The organism is Streptomyces sp. MNU89 (assembly GCF_020982505.1).
GTDB classification, from domain to species: Bacteria; Actinomycetota; Actinomycetes; order Streptomycetales; family Streptomycetaceae; genus Streptomyces; species Streptomyces xinghaiensis.
The window spans coordinates 1446691-1458860 of the sequence record NZ_JAJKLL010000001.1 but is presented as its reverse complement, the minus strand read 5'-3'; the positions used below and the strand labels follow the sequence as shown (position 1 = coordinate 1458860).

Below are 12170 nucleotides of genomic sequence, written 5' to 3'. Positions count from 1 at the left end.
GACCCGGCGTGCCACGGTGGCAGGCCGAGGCACGACCGACGGAGGGAAGAACCATGGCACCCCGACCGCTCTCGCCCCAGGAGATCCAGGACGCTCTCACGGAGCTGCCGGGCTGGACGTCCACCGGCGACCGCATCGAGCGCACGTACACCTTCGCCGGGCATCTGGCCGCGGCGGCGATCGTCACCGAGATCGCCCGGGTGCAGGAGAGCCTGAACCACCATGCCGATCTGACCCTGTCCTACGACAAGCTGAAGGTGTCGGTGAACACCCACAGCGTGGGCGGCAAGGTGACCGAACTGGACACCGAACTGGCCCACCGCATCGAGCAGATCGCGGTGGAACACCGCGTCGCCTGACGAGCCGGGGCGCCGGCGGTCTCCCGGCCCGGCCGGGTGGCCCCGGGCCCGCCCCGAGCCGTGCCCCCGGCCCTCACGCCCCCGGGAAGCCGGTCAGCCGGGAGGGCCGTGCGGGGCGCGGCCGGGCAGTCCACGGGGCAGGGCACCCGGTCGCGGGGTGCCCTGCCCTTCCCGGCGGCGGTCCCGGATTCACGCCGGGAGTTCCATCAGCCCCAGCGGCTCGGTGGTCGGCTGTGGCGAACCGCCCGCCGGTTCGACCGTGATGCCGACCCCGCCCGCCGCGCCGACCGGGCCCTCCATCAGCACCGCCCCCGCCGCGGCACGTGTGTCCGGACCGGTCGTGAGGGGGAGCAGACCGGCGGAGCGCATCGTCCCGCCGTCGTCGAACCACAGCTGGTACACCTTGCCGCCCGCCGGCTCCGGCAGCCCCGAGGCGAGGAACGCCGCCCGGTCCTCGGAGCGCGAGACGACCACCGTCCCGCTGGCGCCGTCACCCAGCGGCACCGAACCGGTCCGGGCGTCCGGCGCGGTCAGTACCCGGGCCAGCTCCCCGGAACGCCGCTCCGCCGCCCGGGCCTCGGCCCGGGCGTCCCGCGCCTCCTGCCGCTGCCACACCGCCACTCCGCCGAGCCCGCCGGCCAGGACGGCCAGACAGGCCGCCAGAACGAAGTACGACCTTCCGCGCGACCCGCGCCGTCCAACGCCGCCCGCACCGGCACGGCCGCCACCGGCGCCGTTCCTCTCCGCTCCGCCCCCGCCACCGGGCCGGGCGGCGTGCGGCCGGGGGCCCTCCGGCCGGGGCCGGGGCACACCCGGAGGGTCCTGCCGGACGGAGGCGATCCGGGCCAGCACCCGGTCCCGCATCTCCGGTGGCGGCTCCACCGACTCGGCCGAACCGAGCCGGCCGGCGGTCGCGGACAGCTCCAGGACCTCCTGCTCGCAGGCCCCGCAGACCGCCAAGTGCCGCTCGAACCGGGCCCGTTCGTCCGCCGGCAGTGCGTGCAGGGCGTAGGCGCCGGTGAGGGTGTGCACATCGGAGCCGTCCCCGGCCCCGGAGCCGTCGTCCCGGCCGGGACCGCCGGACCCGTCGAATCCACCGAATCCGCCGGGACCGGATGGGCCGTCGAATCCACCGGGGCGGCAGGGCCGCCGAACCCGCCCGGCCCGCCCGGCCCGCCCGGCCCGACCGGTCCGCCGGGCGGCCCGCCGGGGCCGCCTCCGTCGGGGCCGTCGAACCAGCTGGTGCCGCCGCCCGGCCCGCCGTGTCCGGGCCTGCCGTGGTTCCCGCGCCCTCTGCGCCTGCTCACGCCGTCACCCCCAGGCAGTCGCGCAGCCGGATGAGCCCGTCGCGCAGCCGTGTCTTCACGGTGCCCAGCGGAGCCCCCAGCAGTTCGGCGACCTCACGGTAGGTGAGGCCGCGGTAGTAGGCGAGCGTCACCGCGTGCCGCTGCAACTCGGTCAGGCCGCGCAGGCAGCGCCGCACCTGCTCGCGCTCCAGCCGGGCCTCGACCTGCTCGGTCACCTCGTCGAACGCCGGGGTCCGGTCCAGCAGCGCCGCCCGGTGCTCCCGGTCGGAGCCCGCCTGCACCGACCGCACCCGGTCCACCGCGCGCCGGTGCGCGAGGGTCATCACCCAGGCCATGGCACTGCCCCGGTCCGGCCGGAAGCGGGCCGCGCCGCGCCATATCTCCACCAGCACCTCCTGAGTGACCTCCTCGGACTGCGCGGGGTCGCGCAGCACACGGCGCACCAGACCGTGCACGGGTCCGGCCACCATGTCGTACACCGCTCCGAACGCATCCTGGTCGCCGCGCGCGACCCTGCCCAGCAGGGCCCCCAGCTCGGGGCCGGGAGCCGATACCTCGCCCATGAAGACGGCTTCTCTCACGCCGCGGCACCTCCGGCTCTCCGACGCCGGGACCCGGGTGGCGGCGGAGCGCCGTGCCCGGGCCGGCCGGTGCGGGCTGACCTCATGTCGTCCTCCAGGAAGCAGGGGGCGGCCGGGGGAAGAACCGGCCGTCGTGCCGTCGTGCACGGGGGACGGCCGGCCCCGAGGACCGGCCCACCCCGTATTCGGAGCCGTGCGCCGTACGGATGGGTCCGGGGGCGGGAAGCCTGCCGGAACGGCAGGACCGCGCGCCGCCCGGGCCGGTCCCCGGCGCTGCCCGGCCCGTCCGGGGAGCCGCCGGGGAGCCCCGGGCGGACACCGGACATCCCGGACGCGGGCAGGGGTCTGACGACCCGGCACGAACACAGCACGCAGGACAGTACGCAGACGGACGCGGAAGCACTCGGTCCGATGCCGGAACAGGAGGCGGGCCGGGGAGCGGAACCGCACTCCCCGGCCCCCGATCAGGCCGCCGAGCGGCCGCGCGGCCCGGGTGCGGGCGGCGCCCGCCGGGGGAGGGCGCGGCCGGGCGGCGCCCGCCGTTCGGGTCGAAGAGGCGGCGGCGGGGCAGCCGCGGCGGTAGGACGTCCGGCCGGCGGGTAACCGCGTGGGCGTGATCCTTTCTGTTGAGCTTCTGCCGGAGTCATGGCTGCGCGATGCCGTCGAGCTGCTGGTCCGTCTCGTGGAGGCCGCCGGTGCCCTGATCATCTTCATCGGCGCCGTATGGGCCTTCGCCCGTTTCCTGACGGCTCTGGTCCGGGCCCGCGGCCGGGCCCGGGGGTTCAACAGGATCCGCTTGACCCTGGGCCGGTTTCTCGCGCTGGGGCTGGAGTTCCAGCTCGCCGGTGACGTGCTGCGCACGGCGGTGGCGCCCAGCTTCACCGAGATCGGGCAGCTCGCGGCGATCGCCGCCATCCGGACCGCGCTCAACTTCTTCCTCGCCCGGGAGATCGCCCACGAGCGCGCCGAACTCGAACACGGGGACGACCCGCCCGTGGGCACGGAGAAGACCGGTCATCCGCGTTCCGCCGGGGAACCGGGGCGGTGAACTCCCTGCTGGAGACGGCCGCGCTGCTCGTCACCGCGGCCGGTCTGCTCTCCGCTCTCGCCGCCCTCGCGGGCACCCGCCGGCCGCGTCTCGCCCTGCGGGTGCTGCTGGACTTCCTCACGGCGGCCGGTCTGCTGCGGCTGTCGCACGACCCCACCTGGGACGGCATCCTGCTGGTGGCCGCCCTGGTCGCGGTACGGAAGATCGCCGTGTTCGGCATGGTCCCCTCCGCGCTCCCGCCGCCGGCCGGGCGGGAGCACGGAGCGTGGTCGGCGCCTGCCCGGTCCTAGTACTGGTTCTCGATGCGTTCCGCGGTGCCGTTGTCCTGGCGCTGCACTCCCGCCGAGGCGTGGCCCTTCTTCACGAAACCGGTCTCGTCCACGGTCAGGGGTCGAATACGATCCGGCTACCGAGTGTGTGAGCGGGGCGCGGCCCTACCGTGACCGGGTGCTCAGAGGCCGAGCACCAGCTTTCCGCGCACCCTGCCCTCGCGGCTTATCCGGTGTGCCTCCGCGGCCTTCTGGAGCGGGAGGACCGTCTGCACCTCGACGTGCACGGCGCCGGAGTCGATGAGTTCACCGATCCTGCGCAGCGCTTCACCGTCGGGCGTGACGATGACGCGGTGGGCGGTGATTCCGGGGAGGCGGTGCGCTTCGTTGACCGATTCCGGAAGCGTGACAAGGGTGCCGCCGGTGCGCACCAGCCGCCACGAAGCTTGCTGTACCAGGCCGCCGACGGTGTCCAGGACGACATCGAACGGTTCCCCGGCGGCCAGATCCGCCGTCGTGCGGTCCACCGGCTCATCGACGCCGAGCCTGCGAAGGAACTCCAGGTTGTGGGCGGAGGCGGTGGCGGTGACGTGTGCCCCGAGGTGCCGGGCGAGTTGCACGGCGAAGTGCCCGACGCCGCCCGCGCCCGCGTGCACCAGAACGCGCAGGCCGGCCGTGACCTCGGCAGTCCCCAGTGCTTGCCAGGCTGTCAGGGCGGCCAGGGGCACGGCGGCGGCCTCCGCGTAGGACAGGCTGACCGGCTTGGGCGCCACGGCGGAGGCGGGCAGTACGCACAGATCCTGGTAGGCGCCTCCGTACGGCAGTGGAAGCATGCCGTACACCGCCTCGCCGACCGCCGGGCCGCCCGGCACGGTGCTCCGCACTACGCCCGCCACGTCCCAGCCCATCCCCAGCGGGAAGGGACGGTCGTTGCGCACCGCTCCCTCTCGGTGTTTCCAGTCGACCGGATTCACTCCTGCCGCCTTGACCTCCACCAGGAGCTCTCCGTCCGCCGGAGTCGGTTCCGGTCGTTCCATGAGTTCCAGGACGTTCTCGTCGCCGTATCGGGAGAAGACCACCGCGCGCATCGAGGGCGCTCCTGTCGTATCGCAAGTCCGTGCGCCGCCCGGCACCGTGGAGACGCCGGGCGGCGTGGTGCGGATTCGCACCCGTGCCCACCGTCGCGGCACGGTGGGCACGGAGCCATTACCCCGCCGGTACCAGGCCGGGCGGGCAGCGGGGGGCGCGCAGCCCGGCAGGGGGGTACCGACAGGGACAGGCTGCCGGGCGCCGCCTCCACGCATACTGGCGTGCATGAACTCAGCCAGCGAGCTCGGCGCCTTCCTGAAATCGCGGCGTTCCCGAGTACTCCCCGGGTCGGCAGGTCTGCCCGTCATCGGCCGGCGCCGGGTGGCGGGGCTGCGCCGAGAAGAGGTGGCCGACCTCGCGGGCGTCAGCGTCGTCTACTACACGCGTCTGGAGCAGGGTCGCGCCCGTAACCCGTCCGACGCCGTGCTGGACGCCCTGGCACGCGTGCTGCGTCTCGACCCGACCGAGCGGGCGCACCTGTACGACCTCGCGCGCCGGGCCATCCCCCGGGCCGGCCCGTTCCCGCCGGCCGGCCACGTCCAGGGCCCCGCGGATCACGGGGACTTCGAGGGCTCCGGGAGCCCCGGCGACGCGGATGTCGTGCCAGGCGTGGCCGTACGGGAGGACCTGCATCGACTCCTCGCCGCAGTGGGGGCCGTCCCCGCGTATCTCCTGGGGCCTGCGATGGATGTCCTCGCCGCCAACGACCTGGCCCGCGCTCTGGTGGGCGGCCTCGGGGCATCGACCGGGCGGTCGAACCTCGCGCGTCACGTCTTCCTCGACGCTTCCGCCCGCGACCTGTACCCCCGGTGGGAGGACGTGGCCCGGCAGACCGTCGGCTTCCTGCGCCTCTCCGCCGGCCGCCGCCCCGGAGACACGCGGCTGGCCCGGGTCGTGACCGAGCTGAGTCGCCGTAGCCCCCGGTTCAGGGAGTTGTGGGCGGCACAGGAGGTGCAGGAGAAGTCGTACGGCATCAAGAGCTTTCGGCATCCACTGGTCGGCGAACTCGACCTGGCGTACCAGACCCTGTCGCTGCCCGGGGACGAGGGCCGGTCCCTGGTCGTCTTCACCGCACCGGACCCGCGCGCGGACGGCGCGCTGCGGCTGCTCGGCAGTTGGACGGCGCCGCCCGCTGCCCATCCGCCGGCCGGCGACTCCGAGTCCCGCGCATCCCGGCCCGGCCGCTCGCCGGGTGCCTGAACCACCGCGTACCCGGAGGCGGACGCGGCAGGGCGCACGCGAGGCGAAGGCGTCGTCAGTCCAGGCGCTGGTTCCGGCGCCGGGCCGATCGCGCCCTGTTGCCGCACCCGATCGAGCACCATGCCTGGTCACGCCGGCGCGCCAGGAAGAACATGCCGCAGCTCGGGGCGGGACAGCGCCGCAGTCCGGCCTGTTCGGGACCGGCGGCCAGGACCAGGGTCTGCCGGGCCGCCGCGCTGGCGGCCGGTCCGCCGCTCTCCAGCTCGACGAGCCGGCCGTCCTTGTCGATTCATCCCACACCTTCTCCCTCACGCGCCGGCGGGTTTGCCTCTGGTCTCACCCTGCTTGCGAGTTACCTGCCAGTTAACAACCCTTGAATGGGCTCATCCGGGCCCGGAGGTCGATGTGAGTTCCGCGCAGTCCCTTCTTGAAAGCCGCCCGATTTCCGTGGCGCATCTCTTTCTGTCAAGAGTCGAGGCCACACCTGGTCGGGAGGCTTACCGTTACCCTGTGCCGGCCGGTGACGGTGATTCCGGCGCCGAGGAGTGGCGCTCGCTCACATGGGCGCAGGCCGCCGAGCGCGTCAGGGCGATCGCGGCCGGGCTGCTCGCCCTTGGGGTGCGGCGCGAGGAGCGGGTGGCCATCTCCTCGTCCACGCGGGTGGAGTGGATTCTGGCCGACCTCGGTGTGATGTGCGCGGGCGCCGCCGCCACCGCCGTCTATCCCAGCACCAATGCCGATGAGACGGTGTACATCCTCTCCGACTCCGGCAGCCGGGCGATATTCGTCGAGGATGCCGCGCAGCTGGCCAAGGTGGTCGCCCACGCGGACCCTCTGCCCGAGCTCGGCCACGCGATCCTCTTCGACCCCGGGGCGGACATCCCCAAGGTCGAGGGGCTGGAGATACTGTCGCTCGCTGAGCTGGAAAAGCGCGGGGCCGTGTACCTGGAGGAGCAGCCGGACGCGATCGAGCAGGCAGTCCAGGCGATCGAGCGGGAGCACCTCGCCACCCTGATCTACACCTCCGGCACCACCGGCCGGCCCAAGGGCGTGCGCCTGGTCCACGACTGCTGGTCGTACCAGGGCGTCGCACAAGAGGTCAGCGGACTGCTCCGCTCCGACGACGTGCAGTTCCTGTGGCTGCCCCTGTCCCACGTCTTCGGAAAGGCCCTGATCGCCGGTCAGATCAGAACCGGCCACGTGATGGCGGTGGACGGGCGCGTCGACCGCATCATCACCAACCTGCCCGCGGTCCGGCCCACCGTGATGGCGTCCGCACCGCGGATCTTCGAAAAGGTCTACAACGGCATCGCCAGCAGAGCGAGAGCCGAGGGCGGTGCCAAGTACAAGATCTTCCTCTGGGCGGCGAAGGTCGCCCGCGAGCATGCCAGGATCACCCAGCAAAGCACAGCGGCGACCGGACGACGTCGGGTGCCCCGGCCGCTCACCGTTCAGCACGCCATCGCCGACAGACTGGTGTACGGCAAGATCCGCGCGGCCTTCGGAGGCAACCTGCGCGGCAGCGTCTCCGGCAGCGCCGCCCTCGCTCCGGACATCGGCTACTTCTTCTCCGGAGCCGGCGTGCACGTCTTCGAGGGCTACGGCCTGACGGAGACCAGCGCGCCCTGCACCGTCAACCCCGCCGACGGCTACCGGGTCGGCACGGTGGGCAAACCCCTGCCCGGTACCGAGGTCCGCATCGCCCAGGACGGCGAAGTCCTCGTGAGAGGCCCCGGCATCATGCGCGGCTACCACAACCTCCCGGACAAGACCGCCGAGGTCCTGGAGAGCGACGGCTGGTTCCACACCGGCGACATCGGCGAGGTGGACGAGGACGGCTTCCTCCGGATCACCGACCGCAAGAAGGACGTGTTCAAGACCTCGGGCGGCAAGTACGTGGCGCCCACCGAGGTCGAGGGCCGCTTCAAGGCCATCTGCCCGTTCATCAGCAACATCCTGGTCATCGGCAGCGGCCGCAACTACTGCACCGCCCTGATCGCTCTGGACGAGACCGTCATCATGCCCTGGGCGGCATCCCACCACCTCGGCGGCCGCAGCTACGCCGAAGTCGTCTCCTCACCGCAGGTCCACGAGCTGATCGACGGCTTCGTCCAGCGGGTCAACGGCGACCTGCAGCGATGGCAGACCATCAAGAAGTTCTCCGTGCTGCCGCGCGACCTTGACGTCGAGCACGGCGAGCTCACCCCGAGCCTGAAGGTCAAGCGCCCAGTCGTGGAGCGCGAGTACGCCCAGGCCGTTGAGGCGATGTACGAGGGCTCCCGCGAAGCCTGACCTCGGTCTGCCCGGAATGGACAACAGCCGAACCGACACTGCGTTTTCGTGCCGCACTTCGGTGATCAGTATGTGCTCGCGCTTGCGGGTCAAGCTCCAGGGCACTCCGCGAGCACGCGTTGAACGCCGGCTTTGCTCTGGCGAGTCCGCACCGTCCACGGGCGGCTCCGACTCCTCTTGCGGAGCTCATCCGTGTCGCCGGTGTCCGCCGGAGCGTCGAGGAGTGCTTCCAGGCCGCCAAGGGCCAGGTGGAGTACTAACCGGTCAGCGCGGCGAACCCGTCGTGCCGGGCGAGCCGTTCGAGTTCGTCCAGGGCCGCCTCGGCGCGGGCCGCCGCCTCGGGGTCGCGTCCGGCGAGGCCGCTCGCGGCGAACTCGTCCTCGTCGAGGCGGAGGACGAGCCGGCCGTCGGCCGACCGCCACAGGTCGAGGTCGAGGTCGGCGACGACGAGGGTGCCGCCGTCCTCCTCCGTCACCCGCGCCGGCCGCGTCACATCGCAGTACCAGCCCTTGAGGGTGCCGTCCGCCGCCCGGACCTCCTTGACGGCGTACCAGCGGTCGCGCCAGAAGTGCTCGGTGAACACGTCGCCGGGTTCGAAACGGACGAAGCCGAAGTCGCGCGCCGTGCCCCCCGCCCACGGCGCCCGCACCACGATCCGCGTTCCGTCGTCGCCGACCACGGCCGCCGGATAGCTCTTGTCCGGGCGGGGGGCCTTGACGAGCCGTACGGTGACCTGGGCGCCGGGCACCAGCCGTCCGCCGTCCTCGCCGTTCACTCCCGTGCCGTTCCCCTCCGCGCCGTTCATACCGCCCCGCCGTTCATACCGCCCCGCCGTCCGTGCCGTCCGTCGTCTCCCCGCCGTTCACGCGATCCCCGCCGTCCCGGCCGCCGTGCCGGAGACCGCCGTTCCCGCCGGTGCGCCGGGCGCTCCCGCCGGGGTGAGGGCGTCCGGCTCCGCGCCGGGCTCGTCGAACTGGGTGCGGTACAGCTCCTCGTAGCGGCCGCCCCGGGCCAGCAGTTCCCCGTGGGTGCCGCGTTCGGCGATCCGCCCGTCCTCGACGACGAGGATCTCGTCCGCCGCCCGTACCGTCGACAGCCGGTGGGCGATCACCACGGCCGTCCGCCCCGACAGCGCCTCGCCCAGGGCCTCCTGCACCGCCGCCTCGGAGGTGGAGTCCAGATGCGCGGTGGCCTCGTCCAGGACGACCACCCGCTGCCGGGCCAGCAGCAGCCGGGCGATGGTCAGCCGCTGGCGCTCGCCGCCGGAGAGCCGGTAGCCGCGTTCGCCGACGATGGTGTCGAGGCCGTCGGGGAGTTCGGCGATCAGCCCGTCGAGCCGGGCCCGGCGCAGCACCTCCCACAGCTCCTCCTCACCGGCCTCCGGGCGGGCCAGCAGCAGGTTGGCCCGCACCGACTCGTGGAAGAGGTGGCCGTCCTGGGTGACCAGGCCGACCGTCTCCCGCACCGACTCGGCCGTCAGCTCCCGGATGTCCGTGCCGGAGAGCCGGACCGCCCCGCTGTCCACGTCGTACAGCCGCGGCAGCAGTTGCGCGATGGTGGACTTGCCGGCGCCCGAGGAGCCGACGAGCGCGACCATGCGGCCGGGTTCGACGCGGAACGACACCTCGTGCAGCACCTCGGTGCCGCCCCGGGTGTCGAGCACGGCGACCTCCTCCAGGGAGGCCAGGGACACCTTGTCCGCCGACGGGTAGCCGAAGGACACCCGGTCGAACTCCACGGACACCGGGCCCTCCGGCACACGCACCGCGTCCGGCTTCTCCCCGATCAGCGGCCTCAGGTCCAGCACCTCGAAGACCCGCTCGAAGCTGACCATGGCGCTCATCACCTCGACCCGGGCCCCGGCCAGGGCGGTCAGCGGTGCGTAGAGCCGGGTGAGCAGCAGGGCCAGCGCGACGACGGCGCCCGGCTCCAGGCTGCCGCGCAGCGCGTAGAAGCCGCCGAGGCCGTAGACGAGGGCCAGGGCGAGGGCGGAGACCAGGGTCAGGGCGGTGATGAAGACCGTCTGCGTCATCGCGGTGCGGACGCCGATGTCGCGTACCCGCCGGGCGCGGGCGGCGAACTCGGCCGACTCCTCCGCGGGCCGCCCGAAGAGCTTCACGAGGGTGGCGCCGGGCGCTGAGAAACGCTCCGTCATCTGGGTGCTCATCTCGGAGTTGCAGCGCGCGGCCTCCCGCCGCAGCCGGGCCAGCCGGGCGCCCATCCGGCGCGCGGGCAGCACGAACACCGGCAGCAGGAGCAGCGCCAGCAGGGTGATCCGCCAGGAGAGGCTGACCATCACGACCAGGGTGAGCGCCAGCGTGACGAGGTTGCCGACGACCCCGGAGAGGGTGTCGCTGAACGCGCGCTGCGCGCCGATGACGTCGTTGTTGAGCCGGCTGACCAGGGCGCCGGTGCGGGTCCGGGTAAAGAAGGCGACGGGCATCCGCTGCACATGGTCGAAGACCGCCGTGCGCAGATCGAGGATGAGCCCCTCGCCGATGCCGGCGGAGAGCCGGCGGGCCAGCAGCCCGAGCCCGGCCTCGGCCACCGCGATGACGGCGATGAGCACGGCCAGCGAGGTGACGGTGGTCGCGGGCGCGCTCTTCACGATGGAGTCGACGACGCGCCCGGCGAGCACGGGGGTGGCGACGGCCAGGGCCGCCGTGACGACGCTCAGCAGCAGGAACCGGCTCAGCCGGGTGCGGTGGGGGCGGGCGAAGGCGCCGATGCGGCGGAGCGTCTCCCGCGAGAAGGGCCGCCCGTCGTCCTTGCGGGTGGCGTTCGCGGCATGGTGGAGCGAGGTCCACGCGGTGACTTCCATGTCCATGGCCGCCACCGTAGGAGCTCAAGCGAACGTGAGGTCAATGCTTTTTCCGGGGGCGGGCCGCCGCCCGCCGAGCGGACGCGGGGTTCCGCCGGACGGCCGCCGCCCCGCGCCCCGGTGGGCCAACAGCCGGCGGGCCGGGGGCGGGGCGAGGCGGCGGGGCCGGGTCCGGGCCCGGGGCCGGGCGCCCGGCGGTGGGTCCGGGCCGTCCGGGGGCGCCGCCGGGCCGGGGATCAGCCGAAGTCGGCCGTGGCCGGGTCGGCGCCCAGGCGCCGGGTGGAGTCCAGGGTGGCGAGGTCCGCCATGTCGTCCTCGCCCAGCTCGAAGCCGAAGACGTCGAAGTTCTCCCTGATCCGGGCCGGGGTCGCGGACTTGGGGATCGCCACATTGCCGAGCTGCAGATGCCAGCGGAGCACGATCTGCGCGGGGGTGCGGTCGTGCCGCGCTGCGAGCCGGGCGATGACGGGTTCGTCGAGCAGGCCCTTGCCCTGGCCGAGCGGGGACCACGCCTCGGTGGCGATGCCGTGCTCGGCGTGGAAGGCGCGGGAGCCGGCCTGCTGGAACCAGGGGTGCAGCTCGATCTGGTTGACGGCGGGCACGACGGACGTCTCGTCCAGCAGCCGGGTCAGATGCTCGGGCAGGAAGTTGGAGACGCCGATCGCCCGGGCGCGGCCGTCCTCCTTGATCTTCTCCAGGGCGCGGTAGGTCTCGACGTAGCGGTCGCGCTTCGGCAGCGGCCAGTGGATGAGGTACAGATCCACGTAGTCCAGGCCGAGCCTCTCCAGCGAGGTGTCGAAGGCGCGCAGCGTGGCGTCGTAACCGTGGTCGCTGTTCCAGACCTTCGTGGTGACGAAGACGTCCTCGCGGGGGACGCCGGAGCGGGCGATGCCCGCGCCGGTGCCGGTCTCGTTGCCGTAGACGGCGGCGGTGTCGATGCTGCGGTAGCCCGCTTCCAGCGCGGCCGTCACGGCCGCGGCGGCCTCGTCGTCCGGGATCTGCCAGACGCCGAAGCCGAGTTGCGGCATGCGGGCACCGTTGTTGAGGGTGACTGTGGGGACGTGGCTCACAGGCGGTCGGTCCTTTGCGTCTCGTGCGGTCACTCGGAAGTCGTCGTGCGCGGTTACTCGGGAACCGCGGCACTCCCGCGGCTCCTGCCCCTGATCGGACGATCAATGACGGCCCGCGTATTCCGCGTTCCGAT

At 73.3% G+C, this 12170-nt stretch carries 12 protein-coding genes; 5 read left to right on the top strand and 7 right to left on the bottom strand.

What is annotated here, in order from left to right; translation table 11 throughout:
- The first annotated feature begins 53 nt into the window (after positions 1-53).
- Complete coding sequence (locus E4N63_RS06225; protein ID WP_043463935.1) at positions 54-359, top strand: 4a-hydroxytetrahydrobiopterin dehydratase; 306 nt, start codon at positions 54-56, stop codon at positions 357-359.
- Positions 360-548: 189 nt separating this feature from the next.
- On the opposite strand, the gene E4N63_RS06220 is transcribed toward E4N63_RS06225, so the two are convergent.
- Both E4N63_RS06220 and E4N63_RS06215 read right to left on the bottom strand, forming a co-directional pair.
- Positions 549-1391, bottom strand: a complete 843-nt coding sequence (locus tag E4N63_RS06220) for an anti-sigma factor domain-containing protein (RefSeq protein ID WP_230240164.1) — start codon at positions 1389-1391, stop codon at positions 549-551.
- A 271-nt stretch (positions 1392-1662) separates the two neighbouring features.
- The gene (locus E4N63_RS06215; protein WP_230242380.1) at positions 1663-2229 is read right to left on the bottom strand and encodes a sigma-70 family RNA polymerase sigma factor; all 567 of its coding nucleotides are present in this window, start codon (positions 2227-2229) and stop codon (positions 1663-1665) included.
- 631 nt (positions 2230-2860) lie between these two features.
- Between E4N63_RS06215 and E4N63_RS06210 the strand changes: the two genes are divergently transcribed.
- Positions 2861-3295, top strand: coding sequence for a DUF1622 domain-containing protein (locus E4N63_RS06210; RefSeq protein ID WP_125626128.1), 435 nt, complete (start codon positions 2861-2863; stop codon positions 3293-3295).
- A complete protein-coding gene (locus E4N63_RS06205) occupies positions 3292-3585 on the top strand; it encodes a hypothetical protein (protein ID WP_230240163.1) in 294 nt (97 codons plus the stop codon). The genes E4N63_RS06210 and E4N63_RS06205 overlap by 4 nt, the downstream gene beginning before the upstream one ends.
- A gap of 161 nt (positions 3586-3746) precedes the next feature.
- On the opposite strand, the gene E4N63_RS06200 is transcribed toward E4N63_RS06205, so the two are convergent.
- The gene (locus E4N63_RS06200) at positions 3747-4652 is read right to left on the bottom strand and encodes an NADP-dependent oxidoreductase (RefSeq protein ID WP_125626127.1); all 906 of its coding nucleotides are present in this window, start codon (positions 4650-4652) and stop codon (positions 3747-3749) included.
- 226 nt (positions 4653-4878) lie between these two features.
- Here E4N63_RS06200 and E4N63_RS06195 point away from each other — a divergent pair, with 226 nt between their 5' ends.
- Positions 4879-5853 (top strand): helix-turn-helix transcriptional regulator, encoded by a 975-nt coding sequence (locus tag E4N63_RS06195; RefSeq protein ID WP_230240162.1) that lies wholly within the window; start codon positions 4879-4881, stop codon positions 5851-5853.
- A gap of 55 nt (positions 5854-5908) precedes the next feature.
- Here the strand turns inward: E4N63_RS06195 and E4N63_RS06190 are convergent, their stop codons facing one another.
- Positions 5909-6037, bottom strand: a complete 129-nt coding sequence (locus tag E4N63_RS06190; protein WP_267134415.1) for a CGNR zinc finger domain-containing protein — start codon at positions 6035-6037, stop codon at positions 5909-5911.
- Between the two features lie 221 nt (positions 6038-6258).
- Here E4N63_RS06190 and E4N63_RS06185 point away from each other — a divergent pair, with 221 nt between their 5' ends.
- Positions 6259-8145: a long-chain fatty acid--CoA ligase gene (locus E4N63_RS06185; protein WP_230240160.1), complete on the top strand. Its 1887-nt coding sequence runs from the start codon at positions 6259-6261 to the stop codon at positions 8143-8145.
- Between the two features lie 256 nt (positions 8146-8401).
- Here the strand turns inward: E4N63_RS06185 and E4N63_RS06180 are convergent, their stop codons facing one another.
- From E4N63_RS06180 to E4N63_RS06170, 3 genes are all read right to left on the bottom strand, one after another.
- Complete coding sequence (locus E4N63_RS06180; protein ID WP_230240159.1) at positions 8402-8950, bottom strand: DUF402 domain-containing protein; 549 nt, start codon at positions 8948-8950, stop codon at positions 8402-8404.
- A gap of 57 nt (positions 8951-9007) precedes the next feature.
- Positions 9008-10972 carry an ABC transporter ATP-binding protein gene (locus E4N63_RS06175; protein WP_125626123.1) on the bottom strand — a complete coding sequence of 655 codons (1965 nt, stop codon included), beginning with the start codon at positions 10970-10972 and terminating at the stop codon, positions 9008-9010.
- Positions 10973-11202: 230 nt separating this feature from the next.
- On the bottom strand, positions 11203-12036 hold the full coding sequence (locus tag E4N63_RS06170) for an aldo/keto reductase (protein ID WP_125625938.1): 834 nt from the start codon (positions 12034-12036) through the stop codon (positions 11203-11205).
- Positions 12037-12170 lie beyond the last annotated feature (134 nt).